Annotated in this window: 21 protein-coding genes; 3 read left to right on the top strand and 18 right to left on the bottom strand. The window is 64.2% G+C overall.

Going from position 1 to position 20848, the window contains the following annotated elements; all coding sequences use genetic code 11:
• Positions 1-125: 125 nt before the first annotated feature.
• Together QFZ94_RS20105 and QFZ94_RS20100 are read left to right on the top strand one after the other, a co-directional pair.
• Positions 126-392, top strand: coding sequence for a helix-turn-helix domain-containing protein (locus tag QFZ94_RS20105; protein WP_008920757.1), 267 nt, complete (start codon positions 126-128; stop codon positions 390-392).
• Positions 389-1735: a type II toxin-antitoxin system HipA family toxin gene (locus QFZ94_RS20100; protein ID WP_429459032.1), complete on the top strand. Its 1347-nt coding sequence runs from the start codon at positions 389-391 to the stop codon at positions 1733-1735. Before QFZ94_RS20105 ends, QFZ94_RS20100 begins: the two co-directional genes overlap by 4 nt.
• A 97-nt stretch (positions 1736-1832) precedes the next feature.
• Here the strand turns inward: QFZ94_RS20100 and QFZ94_RS20095 are convergent, their stop codons facing one another.
• The 12 genes from QFZ94_RS20095 to QFZ94_RS20040 all read right to left on the bottom strand — a co-directional run bounded on the left by QFZ94_RS20095 (position 1833) and on the right by QFZ94_RS20040 (position 13214).
• Positions 1833-2345 (bottom strand): ureidoglycolate lyase, encoded by a 513-nt coding sequence (locus tag QFZ94_RS20095; RefSeq protein WP_410847972.1) that lies wholly within the window; start codon positions 2343-2345, stop codon positions 1833-1835.
• Entirely contained in the window at positions 2342-3352 is a 1011-nt protein-coding gene (alc, locus tag QFZ94_RS20090) for an allantoicase (protein WP_429459029.1), read from the bottom strand. The genes QFZ94_RS20095 and alc overlap by 4 nt, the downstream gene beginning before the upstream one ends.
• Positions 3353-3419: 67 nt before the next feature.
• Complete coding sequence (uraD, locus tag QFZ94_RS20085; RefSeq protein ID WP_429459027.1) at positions 3420-3941, bottom strand: 2-oxo-4-hydroxy-4-carboxy-5-ureidoimidazoline decarboxylase; 522 nt, start codon at positions 3939-3941, stop codon at positions 3420-3422.
• Positions 3938-4888 carry an allantoinase PuuE gene (puuE, locus tag QFZ94_RS20080; protein ID WP_429459025.1) on the bottom strand — a complete coding sequence of 317 codons (951 nt, stop codon included), beginning with the start codon at positions 4886-4888 and terminating at the stop codon, positions 3938-3940. The genes uraD and puuE overlap by 4 nt, the downstream gene beginning before the upstream one ends.
• A 210-nt stretch (positions 4889-5098) precedes the next feature.
• Positions 5099-5905: an aspartate/glutamate racemase family protein gene (locus QFZ94_RS20075; RefSeq protein WP_429459024.1), complete on the bottom strand. Its 807-nt coding sequence runs from the start codon at positions 5903-5905 to the stop codon at positions 5099-5101.
• Between the two features lie 56 nt (positions 5906-5961).
• The gene (locus tag QFZ94_RS20070; RefSeq protein ID WP_410847967.1) at positions 5962-7443 is read right to left on the bottom strand and encodes an NCS1 family nucleobase:cation symporter-1; all 1482 of its coding nucleotides are present in this window, start codon (positions 7441-7443) and stop codon (positions 5962-5964) included.
• Between the two features lie 368 nt (positions 7444-7811).
• Positions 7812-8525, bottom strand: a complete 714-nt coding sequence (locus QFZ94_RS20065) for a GntR family transcriptional regulator (protein WP_368587591.1) — start codon at positions 8523-8525, stop codon at positions 7812-7814.
• 318 nt (positions 8526-8843) lie between these two features.
• Positions 8844-9770, bottom strand: coding sequence for a muramoyltetrapeptide carboxypeptidase (gene ldcA / locus QFZ94_RS20060; protein WP_368587592.1), 927 nt, complete (start codon positions 9768-9770; stop codon positions 8844-8846).
• Between the two features lie 26 nt (positions 9771-9796).
• Complete coding sequence (gene tadA / locus QFZ94_RS20055; RefSeq protein WP_429459021.1) at positions 9797-10537, bottom strand: tRNA adenosine(34) deaminase TadA; 741 nt, start codon at positions 10535-10537, stop codon at positions 9797-9799.
• On the bottom strand, positions 10534-10935 hold the full coding sequence (locus QFZ94_RS20050) for a DnaJ family domain-containing protein (protein WP_368587594.1): 402 nt from the start codon (positions 10933-10935) through the stop codon (positions 10534-10536). Before QFZ94_RS20050 ends, tadA begins: the two co-directional genes overlap by 4 nt.
• A 517-nt stretch (positions 10936-11452) precedes the next feature.
• Complete coding sequence (locus QFZ94_RS20045) at positions 11453-12052, bottom strand: 2'-5' RNA ligase family protein (RefSeq protein WP_429459018.1); 600 nt, start codon at positions 12050-12052, stop codon at positions 11453-11455.
• 121 nt (positions 12053-12173) lie between these two features.
• A complete protein-coding gene (locus QFZ94_RS20040) occupies positions 12174-13214 on the bottom strand; it encodes a DUF2827 family protein (RefSeq protein ID WP_429459016.1) in 1041 nt (346 codons plus the stop codon).
• A gap of 436 nt (positions 13215-13650) precedes the next feature.
• On the opposite strand from QFZ94_RS20040, the gene QFZ94_RS20035 reads away from it, so the two are divergent.
• A complete protein-coding gene (locus tag QFZ94_RS20035) occupies positions 13651-15573 on the top strand; it encodes a potassium transporter Kup (RefSeq protein WP_429459014.1) in 1923 nt (640 codons plus the stop codon).
• 286 nt (positions 15574-15859) lie between these two features.
• Here QFZ94_RS20035 and QFZ94_RS20030 read toward each other — a convergent pair whose 3' ends face one another.
• The 6 genes from QFZ94_RS20030 to trbF all read right to left on the bottom strand — a co-directional run bounded on the left by QFZ94_RS20030 (position 15860) and on the right by trbF (position 20842).
• Positions 15860-16768, bottom strand: a complete 909-nt coding sequence (locus QFZ94_RS20030; RefSeq protein WP_429461862.1) for a nucleotidyl transferase AbiEii/AbiGii toxin family protein — start codon at positions 16766-16768, stop codon at positions 15860-15862.
• Entirely contained in the window at positions 16765-17502 is a 738-nt protein-coding gene (locus QFZ94_RS20025; RefSeq protein WP_429459012.1) for a type IV toxin-antitoxin system AbiEi family antitoxin domain-containing protein, read from the bottom strand. Before QFZ94_RS20025 ends, QFZ94_RS20030 begins: the two co-directional genes overlap by 4 nt.
• Before the next feature lie 94 nt (positions 17503-17596).
• Positions 17597-17854, bottom strand: a complete 258-nt coding sequence (locus QFZ94_RS20020) for a DUF2274 domain-containing protein (RefSeq protein WP_429459010.1) — start codon at positions 17852-17854, stop codon at positions 17597-17599.
• Positions 17851-19137 (bottom strand): TrbI/VirB10 family protein, encoded by a 1287-nt coding sequence (locus QFZ94_RS20015; RefSeq protein ID WP_429459008.1) that lies wholly within the window; start codon positions 19135-19137, stop codon positions 17851-17853. The genes QFZ94_RS20020 and QFZ94_RS20015 overlap by 4 nt, the downstream gene beginning before the upstream one ends.
• A gap of 2 nt (positions 19138-19139) precedes the next feature.
• Entirely contained in the window at positions 19140-20141 is a 1002-nt protein-coding gene (gene trbG / locus QFZ94_RS20010) for a P-type conjugative transfer protein TrbG (protein WP_429459006.1), read from the bottom strand.
• Positions 20138-20842, bottom strand: coding sequence for a conjugal transfer protein TrbF (trbF, locus tag QFZ94_RS20005; RefSeq protein ID WP_429459004.1), 705 nt, complete (start codon positions 20840-20842; stop codon positions 20138-20140). Before trbF ends, trbG begins: the two co-directional genes overlap by 4 nt.
• Positions 20843-20848: the final 6 nt, after the last annotated feature.

The raw sequence follows: 20848 nt of genomic DNA, 5'->3' as shown, positions 1-20848 counted from the left end.
GGGCTACAAAAACGCCAAAGATACGTAAAATGTAGCCCTAGAGGCACAAAGACATGCAACGTTGCTGTGTCTCTTGGGCTACAATAAATGGCAGATGCGCTGAATTTGACGCCCTGAGGCTACAAATGACCAACCTCGCCGATGTCTCGGACATGCTGAAAGCCGTACGCCGCGACAGCAAGCTATCGCAGGAAGAGCTTGCGCGCCGCGCGGGCGTGGCCCGCACGACCGTCGCGCGGATGGAGACGCTCGCCAAGAACGATATGAGCGTGTCCGTGCTCGTGCGCCTGCTCGAAGCCGCCGGTTACGACCTCAAGTTCGTCGCGCATGGACATGGCCGCACGCTGGAAGACATCCTCGCTGAACAGCGCAGTCCGGACGCGCAGCCATGAAGCTCGACGTTCAGGTACGAGGCAGGAACGTCGCCACGCTGTTTCGCGAGCGCGACGACTATGTCCTCAAATACAACCGCGATGCGAGCGCGGCCGACTTCGTCAGTCTGACGATGCCGGTGCGCGAAGAGGCCTGGCACTGGCCGCGCGACCTGCATCCGTTTTTCCGGCAGAACCTGCCCGAGGGCTATCTGCTGAATCTGATCCGCGAGCAATTCGGGCCCTTGCTCGACGGAACCGATCTGTCGCTGCTCGCCGTGGTGGGATCGATGGGGATCGGCCGGGTCACCGTCACGCCCGAAGGCGTCGCGCCGGGCACCGAACTGGAGGCGCTCGACGTCCAGCACATCCTGCACGGCGACAACACCGCCGAACATTTCGCGCGACTGGTGCGTGAATACGCGCGAGCGGCTATTTCAGGGGTCGTGCCGAAGTTCATCGCGCCCGAAGTGCAGGCTGCCACATCGACACCGTTGCAGCTCGGTAAGCCGACGATTCGAACGAGCCGTCACATCGTCAAAGGTTCGGACGACAACACGCCCTTTCTCGGTTTCAACGAATTCCATTCGATGCGGGTGCTGGAGCGGTTGGGGGTGGCGCCCGTTGCGCGCACGCAAATGTCGGACGATGGCCGGGCGCTCGTCGTCGAGCGCTTCGATGTCGACGAAGATGGACTACCGGCGTACGGCGTCGAAGACCTGTGCGGGCTGCTCGGTTTGCCGCCGCACGAAAAATACAATTCGACCAGCGAGAAAATGCTCAATGCGGCAAGAGCGTATCTGCTCGATCGCGACACCATGCGGGTGCAGCTCCAGCAGCTCGGCTGGCATCTGCTGACCAACTACGTCGTGCGCAATGCGGACTGCCACACCAAGAACGTCGCGCTGTTCTATACGTCGGTCGACGATGTCGCGTTCACGCCCGTCTACGATGTCGTGACGACCCAGGCTTATCCGCGCTTCGCCGCCAATCCGCCGGGCCTCGCCATCGACGGCCGCAAGACCTGGGCAGCCGGCAAAACCCTCGAACGCTTTTTCAACACGCGCATGGGCATCGCTCCACGGCAATATGCGCAAATGGTCGAGGCGCTGTGCGACTCGGCTGTCGACGTCGGCCATGAGCTGATCGAAGCAGCGCGCAACGAACCGCAGTGGCGCACGGTCGCCAAGCAGATGCTGCATGCGTGGGACGACGGCATGACATCGCTGCGCTCGCCAAAGAAAAGCCTGCAATTCAGGGGCCTCAAGCCAGCCATCGAAGCAGCGGGATTTTCGGCGCCGGAGCCGCCCGAGCGGTCAAGGGAAGTCATCGGGCATTCGCCGTTGCTCGGCAGGCGCAAGTAATCGTGATCCATGCAAGAAAAATCCCGCGACGTAACGCACGTCGCGGGCTTTTCTTTTCAACCACAACGCTGCCGGCGACCCGGCAGCTGCATTGCCATCAAACCGCCACCGCGCTCAACGCATCTTCCGTGAGCCACAGCGACTCCGCCAGATCCTGTTCGTTCAGATTGAGCCCCTCGCCGCCACGATCGACGACGATAAAGTCGCTCACCTCGCCCAACGCGATCAGCGGATGGTGCCATACGCCCTTCGCGTAGTTGACGCCCTGCCAGCCACTCGTGACGAACGCGCGGATCTTCGCCGCATCGAGTTCGCCCGCTGGCGCGACGACGACCAGATACGGCTTGTCGTTCAGCGGCACGAATGCCTGGCTGCCGAGCGGATGACGCTCGAGCATCTTCACTTCGAACGGCAGCGCGCGCGGCTGGCCACGAAACAGATTGACGAGCGTGCGGCCGTGCTCGTCGGTCACGTCGACTTTCGCGAGGTCGTGATAGCGGATCGTCGTGCCGAGGTTGATCGGAATCTGCTTCGCGCCTTCGAGTTCGATCACGTCGCCGAATGCGGCGAACGCCTCTTTCGTCAGCGGTTCGATGGCGAGCGTTTTCATTCGAGCGTCCCCCACAGACGCAGACGCGACACGCCGCCGTCCGGATAGATGTTGAAGCGCACATGCGTGACGGGCCCGAGCGCCGCGATCTCGCTTTCGAAGAAATGCTGCTTGTCCATCTGCAGTTTCTGTTCGCCGAGCAGCACCGGCCAGAACATCGCCTGTGTGACGAGCGAGCTGTCGGTGCCGCCCTTCACGTACGCGGCCTGGATCGAGCAGCGATCCGGATAGTTGCCCTTGAAGTGCGCGGTGTCGACTTCGATCTTGCGGATCACGCCCGGCTGTGCGAGCGCGATGATCGCCCAGTCGTTGCCCGGCTCGCGACGACGGCGCGTTTCCCAGCCGTCGCCCATATTCACGCCGCGACCCGGCATCAGCAGCGTCGAGGCCGCGCCGAAGTGCTGGTTGTTCGCGCCGACCAGATACGCGCCGTTTTCCATCGCCGCGAGATCGAACTGCTGGGTGCGGCTCGCGCCGGCCCAGTCCACCTGCGGCTGACCGTACACGCGCAGACGCGCAATGCCGCCGTCCGGATAGATATTCACGCGCAGATGCGTGTACGCGTTCGCGTCGCCGACTTCGAGGTAATGGTGGCTATTGCCCTGCAATGTGGTGGACGGCACGATCTCGGTCCATGGCGTCGACTGGTTCGGCTCGCCATCGACGACGCGCGCCGCTTCCACCGACGCCGCCGGCGGGAAATTGCCGGTGAAGTGGCTGGTGTCGACGTCGAGTCCCTTGATCACGCCTGGCCGCGCGAGCTTGACGACGCACCAGTCGTAGCCGGTCGTGCGTTTGCGGCGTGTTTCCCAGCCGTCCATCCACTTGCCGTTGTCGTCGTACTTGCCCGGAATGAAGACGGCCGGTTCCGGATTCAGCATGCGGTCCTTCGGCGCGAAGAATTCGTCGCTAGCCTCGAGCGCCTGCGCGCCCAGACGCGGGTCCACCAGGTTCACGTAACGGCGCGTGAATTCCGGTGCGTTGGGGTCGAGAATCGGAAGTGCCATCTTTGTCGTCCTTGATATCGATTGGTGCGGAAAAAACGTCTCGGCTCGCTGCGTGACGCGGTGCGCGTCACGCGCCGATCAGGTCGTCGAGCCGCAAACGTGCAATGCGATAGATCTGATCGAGGCTCGCGCGCATTTCGTCGGCGCGGCTGTTGTTCACGCGCGATTCGAAGTTCGCGATGATGCCGTGGCGGTCGTAGCCGCGCACCGCGAGAATGAACGGAAAGCCGAATTTCTCGCGATACGCGTGATTGAGCGCATGCAGTTTGTCGAACTCTTCCTGCGTGCATTGTGCGAGCCCGGCGCCGCTTTGCTCGCGGGTCGATTCGGCGGTCAGCTCGCCACGCACCGCGGCCTTGCCGGCGAGTTCCGGGTGCGCGTTGATCAGCGCGAGCTGCTTGTCCTCGCCCGAGGTTTCGACGATCTGCGACATGCTCTGATGCAACTCGTCGATGCTCGCGAACGGCCGCTGCCGCGCCGCCATCTCCGCGACCCACGGCGAGTGCTCGAAGATGCCCGACAGCGTCGCGACGAACGCGTCGGTCGAGAGGCTGTTGAGTTGATCCAGGGTGTATTGCATCGCCTTCATGCCGCAGCCTCGCGGTCGTCCTGTTGGTAAGGATGAGTTTCGTGCCAGTGCCGCGCGATATCGACGCGCCGCGACACCCATACGCGATCGTGCTGTTCGATGTGGTCGAGAAAGCGCTGCAGCGCGCGGAAACGCCCCGGCCGGCCGAGCAGCCGGCAGTGCATGCCGATCGACAGCATCTTCGGCACTTCGTCGCCCTCTTCGTACAGCACGTCGAACGCGTCGCGCAGGTAGGTGAAGAAGTGGTCCGCGGTATTGAAGCCTTGCGGCGTCGCGAAGCGCATGTCGTTGGTGTCGAGCGTGTACGGCACGATCAGTTGCGGCACGCTCTTGCCGCCCGCCACCTCGACGTCCATCCAGAACGGCAGGTCGTCGCCGTAGTAGTCGGAGTCGTACAGGAAGCCGCCGTATTCGGCGACCAGCCGATGGGTGTTCGGACTGTCGCGGCCGGTGTACCAGCCGAGCGGCCGCACGCCGGTCACGCGCTCGATCGCCTCCATGCCAAGGCGCATGTGCTCCGCTTCCTTGTCCGGCGACATGTCCTGATAGTGAATCCAGCGATAGCCGTGGCATGCGATCTCATGCCCGAGTTCGACGAAGGCCCGCGCGACTTCCGGATTCCGCTCGATCGCCATGCCGACGCCGAACACCGTCAGCGCGAGGTCACGTCTTTCGAATTCGCGCAGAATGCGCCACACCCCCGCGCGCGAGCCGTATTCGTAGATCGACTCCATGCTCATATGCCGCGCCGGATAGGCCGCCGCGCCGACGATCTCCGACAGGAACTGCTCGGATGCGGGATCGCCGTGCAGCACGCAGTTCTCGCCGCCCTCTTCGTAGTTGAGGACGAATTGCACCGCGACGCGCGCTCGCCCCGGCCAGTTCGCATGCACCGGGTGGCGGCCGTAGCCGATCAGATCGCGTGGGTAGTTCGGGTCGAGTGGCATGGTTTGACGGATGCGTAGTGACGGGACCAGGAATTCGCGTGAAGCTCACGCATGAAGCTCGGGCTCGAAACCGCTCGGCAACGACGGCGGGATTGGCTTTTGCAAGCGCTCGTCTGGAGGCTTCAGCGTCGGCCGAAGCCGCCGCACCGAGTTGACCCAGTGTAGCGAAAACACCCCGGTGAGCCCATACGGCCGGGCAGATAGTGCGTGTTACAGCGAGTGTATGTGGGTGTCCGTCTGGGTGTCCGCCTGGGTCTGCGCCGAGTCGGCGTTTACCCGCAGCGGGCCGGGGCTGAACGACGCCAGCGCGCCGTCGTAGCGCTTCGTGAGCGGCCGTGCGTAGTCGCCGCGCTTGGCCGTCGCGAGTCGCAGCGCCACCAGCGCCTCGGTCCATTTGACGGCCGCCGTCACGCCTTCGATCACCGGCGCGCCGAGCGCGTCCTCGATCTCCGCGCATAGCTCGGCCATGCCCGCGCAACCGAGCACGATCGCGTCCGAGCCGTCCTCGTCGAGCGCACGCCGGCATTCGTCGAGGATGATGCGGCGCGCCGCGGAGCCCGGCTTGTCGAGATCGAGCACGGCGACGTCGGTGGCACGCACGTTGCGGCAGAAGCGCTTCATCCCGTAGCGCTCGGCCAGATGCCAGGCCATGCCGCAGGTGCGCGCGAGCGTCGTCACGACTGAAAAGCCCGGCGCGAGCACGCTCGCCGCATGCATCGCCGCCTCGGCAATGCCGATCACCGGACCGCGCGCCAACTCGCGCGCCGCATAGAGACCCGGGTCGCCGAAGCACGCGATCACGTAGCCGTCGCAGCCTTCGCGCTCCCCGGCCGCGACTTCGGCGAGGAGACCCGGCGTGGCGAGCGCCTCGTCGTAATAGCCTTCGATCGACGGCGGGCCCATCGTCGGATTGATGGCGATCACTTCGGTGCCGGGCGCGGCGACCTCGCGGGCGCAGCGCCCCATCGCCTCGGTCATGCGGTGCGTCGTGTTCGGATTGATCAGTTTGATACGCATGGCGACTCCTGTTCGACTCGTTATTGCAGCGGCGAAAACCTGGCGCTCCGTGAAGCTCAGCGTGCGAGCATCCGGTAAAACAACGCGCCGAGTCCCGCGCCGATGAACCACGAGAAATTCGCGAGGCCGTCGAGTCCCGGCACCATCACGCAGATCACCGCGATCACCGCGGCCGGCAGCAACGCGGCCACCGCGCGATAGTTGACGCCGTTGCGATACCAGTACGAGCCGTTCGGCGCGACCGTGTACAGATCGTCGAGCACGATCTTCTGACGCTTGACCAGGTAGAAATCGACGATCAGGACGCCGTACAAAGGTCCGATGAAGCTGCCGAGCACGTCGAGCGTGTAGTGGATCACGGCGGGATTGTTGAACAGGTTCCACGGCGTGATGAACACCGACGCGACCGCCGCGAGCATGCCGCCCGCACGCCAGCTGATCAGACGCGGTGCGACGTTCGAGAAGTCGAAGGCCGGCGACACGAAGTTCGCGACGATGTTGATGCCGATCGTCGCGATCGTGAAGGTCAGCGCGCCGAGAATCACGGCCATCGGATAGTCGATGCGGCCCACCGTCTCGACCGGGTCCGTGATCAGCTCGCCGAACACCGGCAGCGTGGCCGCGGTCGTGATCACCGTCACCAGCGAGAACGCGAGGAAGTTGACCGGCAGGCCCCAGAAGTTGCCGCGCTTGACGCTGCGAAAGCTCTTGCCGTAGCGAGAGAAGTCGCCGAAATTCAGCATCGGTCCGGAGAAGTACGACACCACCAGCGAGATCGCCGTGATCATCACCGGCACCACTTCCATGCCGTGATATTTGACGCCGCCGAGGTTGATGCCGATGTTGCGCCAGCCCGCGCGATACACCATGTAGCCGGCGAGAATGAACATCACGACGTAGACGGCCGGCCCGGCGAAGTCGATGAACTTCTTGATGGTCTCCATGCCGTGCCAGAACACCAGCGCCTGCAGTATCCACAGCAGCATGAAGCCGGCCCAGCCGAGCGTCGACAGACCGAGCAGGCCATGCCGATGCACGTCGGCATAGGGCAGCAGTTGCGGCACGAACTTCAGCACGACGATCACGAGCGCGCTCGACGCGAGATAGGTCTGGATGCCATACCACGCGACCGCGATCAGGCCGCGGATCACCGCGGGAACGTTCGCGCCGAGCACGCCGAAGGTCGCCCGGCACGCGACCGGGTACGGCACGCCGTTCAGCTGGCTCGGCTTCGCGATCAGGTTGCACAGCACGTTCACGAGCGTGATGCCGACGAGCAACGCGACCAGCACCTGCCAGCTCGTCAGGCCGAGCGCGAAGAGACTCCCCGCGAATACGTAGCCACCCACGCTATGCACGTCCGACATCCAGAACGCGAAGATGTTGTACGCGGTCCAGTTCTGCGCGCGCAGCGGCGCGAGGTCCGCGTTGTAGAGTCGCTCGCTGTAGCCAGCCGGCATCGACGGATCGGTTTGGGCCGTGCCTTCCGGATAGTTGGAGATGGGGTGACTGCCTGGCGCTGCACTGAACTGAGCCATGATTCCTCCTTTGGATAGGGACCGTCGAAAGCGCATCGACGGACATTGCATCGGCCATGCCAGTTGCTCGCTTCTTGCCCTGCGTGGGTCGCAGAAGTCGGCGTCGTGGTCCCGGACCGTGCCGCGCGTGTCTCCGTACTGACGTACTTGTGGTTGTCGCATCGCCAGCCGCCGCGGATTTCCGGCGATGCGTCGCTACCCTGAGGTCCGTCGTCTTGCGACGGACGTGCGTGCTCAGGCCGGCGGCGCTCACGCGAGGCCGCCCTGCCGTGCATCTATCGGTTCAGTTCAATTCAGTGCGGCGCGCACCGGCAACGGGCGCTCGCCTGCTACTTGCCTCAGCCTGGGGTGGAGTCGGCTTCGGCTCTTTACGTGGATGTTTCTTTCGGCGCGAGCGCGCCGAATACTTCGTGCAGATCCGCTGCACCGCGCGCGGGGCGCTCCAGCATCTTCAACTCGACGCTTTGCAGATGGCGCGACATCAGCGCGGCCGCCTGCTTCGCATCGCCGGCGTCGAGCGCGGCGAGAATCGCTTCGTGGTCCTCGAACGAGCACGGGCTGCGTCCGAGCGATTCGTACAGCGCGGAAATCAGCGTGGAACGCGCGACCAGCCCGTTCAGGCAATCGCACAGCACCGAGTTGCCGGTCAGGTTCGCAAGCTCCGTATGAAACTCGCCCGACAAACGGATCCATGCCGGAAAATCGCGCGTTTCGAATGCCTTGCGCTCCCGGCCGATCATGCCGCCGATGTTCTTCAGACGCCGCATGCCGTGTCCGCTACAGATCTTTTCGACGACGGCCAGCTCGATGATGCGGCGCATTTCGAACACCTCGTGCACCTCCTGCAACGACGGACTCGCGACGAACGCGCCACGGTTAGGCTCGAGATCGACGAGCCGCTCACCCGCCAGTTGCGAAAGCGCCTGGCGGATCGGGCCGCGCTTCACACCGAATACTTCGCATAGCTGAGCTTCGGTGAGCTTCGCGCCGGGTGCCAGCCGATGCTCGAGGATCGCGGCGCGGATGCGCTCGGCGATTGCTTCGGGCTTCGAACTGCCCGCGACTGATTCGGTGTCGGACATGATTGGCGTCTCGGTATGTTGGTCATCATAGGACGGACACAAATATTGTCAACAATTTTTGCGTCGATTTTCGACAGTTATCGTGCTGCGTTGCGTCAGAGACAGTCCGTAAATCAAGCGGCGCGGCTGTCTGGCGGGAATCTTACCGCGTTATGGCGCGGCCAAGCCGATTGTTGTCGGCTCGGTTTTTGTCAACAAAAACTGAAAACATTGGCGAAGGGTGTGGGAGGTGGCGAGCTGAATAATGCTGACGGTTAGTTGCATTAATGACGCAAAAAAAGCGGGCTATCCGCCCGCCTCTCCTCACCCACGCGGGCTTCAGCCAAGGCTCGGATAGCCCGACGCCGTCAGCCTGAAGCCATGCGCATCGGCGACCAGATGCGCATTAGCGCCGACCGGCAGCGTCACCATGTTGTGGACATGCCCGAACTGCAGCCCCGTCACGACCGGAATGCCGATCAGCGAACGCACTTGCTCGACCATCGCCTGCAGGTCGTAGCCGTTGTCGTAGTCGTAGGGCTTGCCGCCCGTGAAGTCACCGAGCACGAGCGCTTGCTGCTGCGCGAGGATGCCGGCCAGATGCAGCTGATAGATCATCCGCTCGATCCGGAACGGCTGCTCGTTGACGTCTTCGACGAACAGGATGCCGCCCTGCACCGGCGGCATGTACGGCGTGCCGACCAGCGACGCCACCACCGCCAGATTGCCGCCCCACAGCGTGCCCGTCACGTCGACGTTCTGCGCTTGCGGCGTGTTGCTCGCGATCGTGAGCGTCGGCTGCGTCAATGCCGACCAGAAATGCCGCATCGTGAATTCGCTGAGCTCCTCGGCGCCGAAATCGCTCATCAGCATCGGGCCGCCGAAGGTCTTCACGCCGGCACGCGCGAGCAGCGCCAGTTGGATCGCGGTGAAGTCGCTGTGACCGACGAGCGCGATCGGCTGATCGGTGAGCCGCCGCTGCAGCCCTTCGTAGTCGAGACCGTGCAGGATGCGCACCGCGCCGTAGCCGCCGCGCACGGCCAGCACGACATCGGGTAATTCGCGCGATGGATCGGCGAGCCGGTTCAGATCGGCCGCGCGCTCGCCGTCGGTGCCGGCGAAGCGCTGGTAGCGACGCTTCGCGGCCTCCTCGCCGTCGACCCGATGCCCCTGCGCCCGCAGCCGATGCAACGCGCGATGCAGCACCTCCGGATCATGCGGATAGCCGGATGGCGCAATCAGTTCGATGGTGCGATGAGCGGTCATGGCGAGACCCGTTGGACGTTATTGTTTTAGAGCGGCGTGGTTGGAGGCGGTTCGCTGCTGGGGGGTGCGGCGGAGTCCGTGGCGGTGCCAACGGAGCCTTCAGCCACTCCAGTCGCTTCACCACGTGCCGCCGCGCGCGCTGCGCGGCTCGCGCGACGACGCTCGGCAAAAAACGACTTGAGCGCGACACCGCATTCGGCTTCGAGGACACCTCCGCTGACCGTCGTGTGATGGTTCAGCTGAGGATTCGCGAACGCATCGACTACGCTGCCGCACGCGCCCGTTTTCGGATCGCGCGCACCGAACACGACACGCGCGATGCGCGCGTGCATGATCGCGCCGGCGCACATCAGGCAAGGCTCGAGCGTCACATAGAGTTCGCAACCCGGCAGACGATAGTTTTCGAGCGACTGCGCGGCCGCGCGCAGCGCAACCATTTCGGCGTGCGCGGACGGATCGTGCGCGCCGATCGGATGATTGAAGCCTGTGGCGATGACTTCGTCGCCGCGCACCAGCACCGCGCCGACCGGTACTTCGCCGGCTGCGCGCGCTTCTTCGGCGGCGGCCTGAGCGAGCGCCATGAAGCGCAAGTCGCGTTCGGAGACAATGGGCGCTTCGGAATTGCCGGGAGGGATGGCGGGACCGGCCACAGGTTGCACAGGCGCCAGCGCGGACACTGCGCCGATGCTAGCGTCGACGGATTTCTCGCCGTCCTCGGTTTGCGCCGAAGAGCCGATCGAGGCAGCACACGCGAGCGGCTCGTTCACTGTGAACCTGCTTCGGCCACATCGACATTGCCCACGCGTTCCGACAGACGTTCGGCGATTCGGCGGCAATATTCGCGCGGCAGGACCATCGGGCCGCCGCGCAGCGATTCGAGCGCCATATCGAGCGCGAGCATGCGAGCCTGGAGCCGGCAACGGGTCGCCTGATCGCTCACGGCATTCAGCTCCGTTTGCAGGTCGCGCAGCGCGCGAAGCTGCTCGACGGCGGGCGGCACGAAGCCCGCGTTTTTCAGAATCCGGTTGGCGACGCGCACCTCTTCCGGCACCAACGCATCGTCATCGAGGGCCAGCGGCGCGCCCGCACCCGGCAAGTCGTCGAACTCTCCGCGCGCGGCGGCGGCGGCAATACGCTGTTCGACAAGCGCATCAAGCAATTTCATCTGCAATCCACTACGTTGCGGCCCGAGCATTCTATCAGGGAGCGCACGGGCGTTCAGTGCTCCGTCGACGGCATAAAAGCGCCGATTTCCCGGCTATTCGGCCTTTGACGGTGCTTCAGCGTCGACTTAGAGTAAGTCATCGAGCCGTACGATGCGCGCAGCGCTTGACTGGCGCGGCACGCCAGGATTGGCCTCCCGTCGAAGTCGATGCCGCGATGTCATTCAAACCGATCAGCGGTCCCAGTACTTTCCCCGTCGTGCATCCGCGCCCTATCGGCGCGATGCAGGCGGTGCGAGGGGAGCCCGCACGCGTCCCGGCGCATCGGCGTGGGTACCGCGCTGGCGGCGATTGCCGCGGCCTTGCTGCTTTCCGGCTGCGGCGTCTTTTGCGCCGGCGCCGCGGCAAGCGGTGGCGCCTATGCCGGGGGCTGCGGGACAAGCGTGCGGTTCTAACGGTTGCCAGGCGATACACCCGCGCATTCGACACCGCGGTGGCCAACGCGCCCTCGCCCCTTCCTCAGCTTTGCCCCACCAACGGCCAGCGCGCGAGAACGATATGTTTGGTTCGCCCCAGCAGGCTGTGCATCAGCGCAAACTCGCGCACGTTCCAGCATGCCGGCTCGGCGGGACGGCGCTCGATCCACGGCATCCCGTACGCCAGCGTCACGTGCGGCGTAAAGCGTGTATCGGGCTCGATGCCGTCGTCCCGCAAGCTCGCTTCGAGCGCATCGTGAAGCGCCTGCAGTCCGCGCACACCGTGCTCGCCGACCAGCACCGCCGGCCCGAGCCGCGGCCTTTTCGCGAAGCTGGCGATCGCGTCGAATTCGACCGTAAACGGTGCCATGCTGACCGCGGCGGCCGCCCGTTTCGCCGCCTCCGCCACATCCTCCGGCAAGCCGCCCGCGAAATTGCCGAGATGCCTCAGCGTCACGTGCAAACGGTTCGCCGTGAGCGCTTTGCCGCGCACGCCGGTGCGCCCGCGTACGTCCGCGCAAAGCTGCTGCGCGAACTTCGCCATGCCGACTGCGGTATTGGCATCCGGATAAACGGCGAAAAAGAGCCCGTCGGTGGGCGGCGGCGGCGCCTCTAGCCCGGGCAACCACAGTTGTTCAGGCATCGCGCCTCGTTCCCCTCGCTGAATTTTTCCACCGATTCGCACACCGCCGCACAAGCGGCTCATTGCAGCCATGTTACTGTATATTCATACAGTATGACAGGCCATGCGCAATGACAACGCGCTACAGGCCGGCCGGCTTGCCGATACGCTTGTACCAAAGCTCGATGAAGGACTCAGCGGCCGGCGACAACGAATGCTCGGCGCGCCGGTAGGCATCGAGATCGGCGTCGTGCTCCGCATACGCGAGTTGCAACGCGCGTGCACACTCCTCGCAATCGAAGTCGTCGTAGCGATACCCGCAAGCGCCGATCAGATGCGAGTTGTGGATCAGCGGATAGCCGCCATACAGCGCCTCGTAGTACACATAGTTCTGCGCGTTTTCCCACTGATGGCTGACGATCACATCGAAGTCGCCGGCCACCACCTGGCGAAACGGAAAACGCCCTTCGAACGACGCGAGCCCGTGATGCACGATATCGAGGCTGCGCGCGAAGCCGTTGAAGCTCACGTGCTTCTTCAGATGAAACCTGTTGTACGCGAACACGTGCTCGAGCATGTCGGGGTTATCGCGGTGCGCGGCCTCGCAGACCAGCAGCGGCACGTAGCTCGCCTTCACCATGCAGATGTACGGTTCGAAGATGCCCGCGCGCCAGCGCCTGCGTCCGGGCCGGTAACCGACGTTCCGATGTTGCGGCAGCTTCGTCGCCTCGCGCTCCAATACCATCGGGCTCCATAGATGGGGCATCAGGCGCACCGGGCAGCGGAACAGGCTCGCGAAATACGGCGCACAGCTCTCTTCATATTCGGGCAGCGTCCAGATCTCGTGATAGGGAGCGGCGGCAATCAGAAGTCCATCGAGTTGCGCCGCGTGGTGATCGACCGCACGCTGCAGTTGCGCCGCGCCCTGGCGAATCTCGAAAGCTGGGTAATAGTAGCCCGCGTCCTTCAGCCACGCGGAATTGTGGATCAGCGGATAGTCGCCGTACAACGCGTCGAGGTAGCTGTAGTTCTGCTCGTTGCGCCACCGATGTGCAACGACGATATGGTGACGCCCATGAAACACCGCCTTGTGCTCGCGTACGAGATTCAGCGAGTTCGCGAAGTGCAGCATGGTCGCGTGGTCGGCGCCCATTTTCCTCGATGATGTTTGCGCCAATGTCATCAAATGTGAACAGAGGGCCGAACCGCCTTTCGAGCGGATTGTGCTGGCTGGCCGTCGACGAGTGTCAGCAGGATTACTGAGCATCCCGCCGGGTTTGGCGACTTCGACCCGAGGCGAAGTTCGTCGAATCAAGGCGCTGCGCCGTATGAAGTCAGTTCCCAACCTGCGCGCGTACGCAAACCCTTCTTTCATTATCTAAACACTCACCTTACGCATCCAGTCGACTCATCACTCTTAGCTACGTGTGCCTTGGGTTAACCGTCATTGCGGACAGGCGCGATTCGTTGCATGGTACGCGCAGCACGACACCGAATTCGATCGTCAATCCGACTCATGGGATTCAAAGCATTGCAATCGGCACAGCAACATTCTGTCGAGCAGACTGTCGATGCCATCGCCATCGCCTGCCGACGTCATCTCCGGATCTGAATAACCCATGAACAACGTCCAAACTCTGCGGGCTTCGCCGTCCTCGCATCGCGCGACTGGTACGGCCGCACTCGCACTCTCCGCGCTCGGCATCGTATTTGGCGACCTCGGGACGAGCCCGCTGTATGCATTGCAAGCCGCTTTCGGCGGCTCGCTCGGCGTCGCGCCGACGAACGCGAACGTGATCGGCATCGTCTCGCTGTTCCTGTGGTCGCTGCTGCTGATGGTCAGCGGCAAGTACGTGCTGGTGCTGATGCAGGCCGACAACCGCGGCGAAGGCGGACTGCTTGCGCTGCTCGCGTTGCTGGTCGGCGAGCGCACCGGCCGCGTGACTCGCGCGGGCGCGTTGCGCTGGGTGTTCATGGCGATGTTCGGCACCGCGATGTTGTATGGCGACGGCGTCATCACGCCTGCGATCTCGGTGCTGAGCGCGATCGAAGGGATCGAAGTGGCGACGCCCGCCTTCGCGCATTACACGGTGCCGATCACCGTGGTGATCCTGGTGGCGCTATTCGCGGTGCAGCCGCTGGGCTCCGGACGCGTGGGCGTCGCATTCGGTCCGATTCTGACGGTCTGGTTCGTCGTCATCTTCGGCTTGGGGCTGGCGTCGCTCGTGCAAACACCTGCCATCCTCGCTGCGTTCAACCCGCTGACCGGCATCGAGTTCTTCGCGCATAACGGCTTCAAGGGCTTCGTAGCACTGGGCGCCGTCGTGTTGTGCCTGACCGGCGGCGAAGCGCTGTACGCCGACATGGGCCACTTCGGCGCGCGGCCGATCCGTCTCGCGTGGTATGGACTCGCGTTGCCCGCGCTGACCGTCAGCTATCTGGGTCAGGGCGCATTGCTGCTGCGCGATGCGAGTGCCGCGTCGCGGCCGTTCTATACGACAGTGCCGTCCTGGGGCCTGTATCCGATGGTGGTGCTGGCCACGCTGGCGACCATCGTCGCGTCGCAGGCGCTGATTTCCGCGGTGTTCTCATTGACGCGCCAGGCGGCGCAGCTAGGCTTGTCGCCGCGCGTGACGGTCAAGCACACGTCGTCGAGCGCCGAGGGGCAGATCTATCTGCCGGGTCTGAACTGGGTGCTGATGATCGCGACCATCGCGGTGGTGCTTGGCTTTCGCAGCTCGGATAGTCTCGCGGCCGCTTTCGGTATCGCAGTATCGACGACGATGTTGATCACGACCATGCTGTTCGCCGCATTCGCGCGCGTGCGCTGGAACTGGCCGATCTGGCGTGTCGCGCTCGTGGCCGGGCTTTTCATGGTGGTGGACGTGGCCTTCGTCGCGGCGAACGCGATGAAGTTTGCCGAAGGCGGCTGGCTGCCGCTCACCATCGGTACGTTAACCTTCCTGATCTCGACGTCGTGGCTGATCGGGCTGCGAGCGCTGAAACGCGCCCGCGCGGATACGCAGTTGCCGCTGGACGCATTCGTCGCAAGCATCGCCTCGGCTGCGCCGTACCGCGTGCATGGCACGGGCGTATTTCTGATGGCCGCCGGCGACTCGGTGCCGACCACCTTGCTCCATCACCTGAAGCACAATCAGGTGCTGCATCAGCAGGTCGTGCTGCTGACCTTGCTGACCGAGGAGATTCCGCGCGTCGACGAAAGCGACCGCTTCAAGGTGCAGCGCCTCGATCAGGGCTTCGTGCGGATCGTCGGTCGTTACGGTTACCTGGAAATGCTGGACGTACCGCAGCTTCTCGAACAGGCGCTGCGCCACGCGGGATGCACGGCTTATGACCCGATGTCGACCACGTTCTACCTCGGGCGGGAATCGCTGACGGTGCAGACGAAGCGGCGTCCGGGACGCTATTTGCTGCTGAGCCTGTTCTCGCTGCTGCGCAAAAACGAATTGAATGCGACCGCTCACCTGGGGTTGCCGCCGAATCGCGTCGTCGAGATGGGGGCGCGGCTCGATCTGGTCTGACATGCCGGCATCAATCGCAGCGCCGTTCAAAGCCTGCGAATCCGGCGGCCCAAAACAAAAAAGCCCGCGAAAAACGCGGGCTTTGATGTGTTGTGTTATCAGGTCGTGCCGGTACGGTCGAGACGCCCGATCACTCCCACTCGATCATCAACAGGTCGCGCAAGTCCGCATGATTAAAGGGATTGGCTGTGATCGACATGAGCCTTTACCGTCGCGTTTACCGTCAGAAACGCACGCTCTTTGCTGGCGCGGGTTTGCGCGGCATCGGCTTATCATCAATCAGCACCTAGGATAACGCAGACAGCCGCGTTGCGAGCAAGCCGGCTTGCTCCGCAAACTTCTTCGCATCGGCCTTCTGCAACTGCGCCAGGTTGTGCAGCTTCCAGCGGATGCCCGGCATTTGTTCGAGGTGCGCGATACCCAGCAGCGACCACTCCGGCGTGCCGGCGGCCAACGACAGCACTACGAGCACAACTTCCAGGGCATGACGGCCGAGCCCGTGCCATTCGTGCATTGCTCGCCGCGCGTGAAGCGTCGCTCGTCGTCGTCCAAGCCCTGCTGGATTTCGCGCACCGTGCCGGATGTCCCGCATCGGCGCGAACAGCACCTCATGGATCGGCCGGTTGCTGCTGGACAGATAGACCACGAAAGCGCGCCGGATGCCAGGCGTGATGCCCTCGTGCGCAAAGAGCTGCATCACGTCGAACAGGTCGCGCGGATGCTGCCGATCCAGCGCCGCCACCAGCTTGCCGCCGTACACGTCTTCCAAGGACACGACCGGGATGTCCAGATCGGCCATCAGCACGTCGCGCGCGGTGGGTGTGAGCGAAGCGCGACGCACCGGCTGCACCGTGCCGCGCATGACGAAGTTGACTTCGACCTTGACCTGTATCGAGCCGCGGCGCACCAGCAGCTTCGTCTCCCCTGCTGCTGCCGCTGGCGCGTGCGTCTGGAAGCCTCGCTTCTTCAACCGCTCGGCGGCCTGCCGGACGGCCTCGTTGATGCGCGCCAGCGCCTCGTCACGCGGCAGCGTGTGATCGGGAAAGACCAGATCAAGATCGACCGACAAGCGCGGCATGTCGCGCACGAACAGGTTGATCGCGGTGCCACCCTTCAGCGCAAAGGTATCGTCCACGAACACCAGCGGCGCCACCTGCGTCAGCAGGCGCGCGGTATCGAGATAAGTCTGGTTCATGGCTTGAGCACCAAGAGGCCGTCGGCCGATCGAGACACCCAAGGCCGATCGCTGCCTGTCGGAAGCGTGGCCGGATCGAGCTTGGACACCCAGGGCAATGACGCCTCGCGGCCGAGTTGCAGGCACAGCCGCACGGTTTTGACGCTCGTGCAGTGCTGCAACAGCTCGCGCAGCACGTCGGCGCGTAGGCTATAAGCGCTTTCGGCAAGTTCGCGGGCTTCCTGCAAAGGCTGGCGCACGCCGACTTCGCTCAATAGTTCCAGCAATGCGCGCTCCGGCGCCGACACCTGCGGCGCCCCGCTGCGTTGCTCGAACGGGCCAACGTACAGCAAGGCGGCCGGCTGCTCGTCGAACAGGCGCTTGCGGTGGTACTCGGCCGGGAAGCGTTCGGTGAACCATTCCGGCAGACGCGCTGCCGTCCAGCCGTACAGGTGTAGAACGGGTTGCTGCGGCACGTACTGGCGCACGCCGTACCAGTCCAGCGCTGACTTGCCGCCGACGTGTAGCCCCTCAAACCTACGCTGCAACAGCGACAAGCTGGGGTGCAGAGCAAGCGTGTCATTCGGGCGGCCGTACACCCCACGGGCCATGCGTGTGAGCCAACCCGCCCGGACGTAGTGGACGGCCAAGTCGGCAGAGATGCCCAGTGCCGCCAAGTCGTCCGAGGTCAGCGGCGTTCCCGGTGCCAATCGGGTGTAGAGGGCATTTAGTTTGCTTGAATTAGTCGTAGCCATACTACGATTTCTACAACTTTTCCAAGGACGAGTCAATTTGAAATAATTGTTCAAGTCGTAGTCTGATTACGATAATATGAACATATCCAAATACTCACCCCTTGGGCACAGCCGCGCGGGAAGATGGTCGGGCGTCGTCTCCCCTACCCCGCTTGAACCCCCGATCCCCGGCCATGAACGCCTCCAGCATATGCGGGATCAGCACCGTAGCATCGACCGCTTCGCCGTAGGTCTGCGCGTGCAACGCCGCGTAGCGGTCAAGGTCGGATTTGAGCGTGGCCGGGCACGCGAAGGTCAGCTTCACGCTCTCGGTTTTCGGCAGCGGCCCCAGCCGCAGCTTGCGCGTCGTCATCGTGAAGTCCCCCGGCTGAAAAACAGCGATTGATACGGCCGCAGCACTAAGTCGCGGTTGACGATGATGCGTACAGGTAAGCCGGGGCGCTCGGTCAAGGTCGGCTGGATGTTGAGGTTGCGCCGGGTCATCTCCTGACCGGTCTGGTTCACGCTGTCCTGCAAGCTGTCGCGCCCGGCGACGATGACGCGATCGCCGTTGCGGTTCTCCGGCGCGGCCAGCTCGGCACCGACGCCCAGCATCGTCGTCAGCGCCGCGCCCTCGAAGATGCGACTCCAATGCCAATCGACACCATCCTCCAGGCCGGCATAGCCGGCCGGGTCGGTACCGGCCAGATTGTCGAGCGTGAGCGAGGACGTGTCCGGCAGAATGATGCGGTTCCACACCACCTGCACACGGCTCTGCCCGTAGGAAACCTGGCTGTTGTATTTGCCGAAGATGCGCGAACCCTGTGGGATCAGCAGATAGCGGCCAGTCGCCGTATCGTAGACTGGCTCCGTCACTGTCCCGATCACGTCGCCCGGCAGATCGGACTTGATGCCTGTCACCAGCGCCGCCGCGATCACCGTCCCCGCCATGACCTGATACGGCGAAGTCGGCATTTGCAGGTTGCCGGAATTACGGGTTTCTGTGGTTCCAGCTTTATTGAACGCCTCTTTCTGGTCTTGCCGGTTCTGCACTGCGGTCGGGTCGGCTGGCTGCGCCGCCGTCGAGGCCGGCCCGGCGGCCAGCGGATCGAAGCCCACCAGGCCGGAAGCCGACGCGGCGGATGCAGTTGTGGTTAGCGCGGGCGCGGCAACGGTGCGCTGGTTACTGGAGCGGAAGAACACCGACGAACCTGCCGCCGCTTCAGCCTCCTTGCGCAGTGCATCGCGCTCGGCCGCTGCCGCGTCCTGACCGGGCGGCGTATAGTTGGCCACCACTGGCTGCTGCGATTTGACGATGGCCGGCCCCAAGTCGCCCGGTAGCGGTGGCCCCAGCTCCGGCACCTTCGGTGGCAGCTTAGAGTAGTCGGCCGGAAGCCGGTCGAGTTCTTCGGACTTCGACACGCGATCCACGTTGTAAAGCTCGGTCGCATCGTTGCTGCTGCGTGGGTGCTTCGGCTGCAACGACCACATCGTTGCGCCCAGTACGGCAACGCCGAGACCACCGGCCAACATCGCCAGCGTGCGCCGATTGAGGCGCATCACGGGACGCGGCTGCACCCGCAGCGCCACGTTCTCCGGCGCGACCTTCGGCACAGCATCGGGAGTCGGCGCATCCGGGGTTTCGTGCTGGCTCATGGTCAGTTCCCCCGCGTGCCGTCCGTGCGCTCGATGCGCACCACGTCACCCTTGTCGCCACCGAGGCGCAGTTCAGCCGCGCCGAACAGCCGATCCACGATGTAGTACGGCGAGCGGAAACGGTAATTCACCAGTTGCCCGTCGCCCTGCGCGCCGATGACGAACAGCGGCGGCAGCTCACCTTGGGCGATGCCCGGCGGGAACTGGATATAAACCTTCTCGCCGTCGTCGAAGGCGCGCAGCGGCCTCCACGGCGGATTGCTGCCCGAAACCGAGTAGCGGAAATGGATCTTCTCCAGCGACAAGCCGGTATCGACTGGCGCGGCAGCTTGCGCGGCTCGATCCTGCCGCTGCAACGCGAGCATCTGGTCTTTGGGGTACTCCCACGACACCGACGCCATCCATGCCTTATCCGTCGAGGTCAACTCGATCAGGTAGGTGCGCCGGCTGGTGGTGATAACCAGATTCGTCTTTAGGCCAGAACGAATCGGCTTGACCAACACGCTGACCCGCAGCGCGTCGCCGGCACCGCTGGACGTGTCGCCGACGATCCAGCGCACAGTGTCGCCTGCGGCCACCGTCACCAGCTCCTCGCCGGGTTGAAGCGAAATCACGGTCACACGCCCCGGCGCCGCATAGACCTGATACAGCGCGCCATCGGTGAAGGGCCAGACCTGGATCGCGTTGACGTAGCCCTCGCGCGTGGGGGCCATGCGCGCCTCGGCATTGGCGCGCGACACGCGCACGGTTTCATCGGCGGGTTCCGGCGCGGGCTTGGCCTCGTCCACCTCCGGCAGCGGCTTCATCTGCGCCGGCATCGGAAGCACCTTCGGCACCTCCACCACTTCGACCGGCTTGGGCGGTTCGGGCAACGGTTGCGCCTGCACCGGCTCGTCGAGCGAAATATGCGGTGGCGGCTTGCCTTGTGAGGCGCAGCCCAGCAGTGACGACATGGTGGTCGCCACGGTCAGCACGAAAGCGTAAAAGCGGAAAGACAGGTTCATGGCTTGGCTCCTTCGGACGCATCGAGTTCGCGGCTCCACGACAGACCGTTGATGTAAATCCCCAGCGGGTTCTTGCGCAGGCGCTGTTCCGTGCGCGGGGTTTGCAGGACGATGGAAACCACCGCGTTCCAGCGTTCGGTGCCTGTAGGTGCGCCGTTGGCAAATCGCTGCTCCGTCCAGCGCAGGTTGAACGACGAATCGCTGGCGCGCGTGACGCTGGTGATCTGCACCGTCACCGATTCCTTTCCGACACGCGTGAACGGGTCGTTCTTGCTGGCGTAGTCGTTGAGCACGGCCGCGCCCTTGTCCGTGGTGTAGTCGTAGGCGTCGAGCCAGTTCTGCCGCACCACGATGGGGTCGATGGAGAGCGAACGAATCAGCGTGATGAAGTGCGCAAGGTGGTAGACGATCTGCGCGTCGGCTGGCCGATACGACATGGCAGCTTCGCCGACCGCGCGCACTTGGCCGGTCTTATCCACCTCCACAACGTAGGGCGTGACGATGGACTGCGCCGAGCGCCAGACCAGTCCGCCGGCCATCAGCAGTGCGAGCACGAGGCAACCGACGGCCATCAGTCGCCAGTTCTTCGCCTGCACGCGGGCCGAGCCGATACGCTCGTCCCACACCTGCGCTGCGGATTGGTACGGAGTGGCAGGCTGCGGCGTATCGGCGTAGCGCACCTGCGGTCGCTTGAATCGCATGGCTCG

It is taken from the genome of Paraburkholderia sp. JPY465 (genome assembly GCF_050436725.1).
Classification (GTDB): Bacteria; Pseudomonadota; Gammaproteobacteria; order Burkholderiales; family Burkholderiaceae; genus Paraburkholderia; species Paraburkholderia youngii.
Note: the sequence above shows the minus strand (reverse complement) of the source record. Positions and strands in the feature narration are given on the sequence as shown.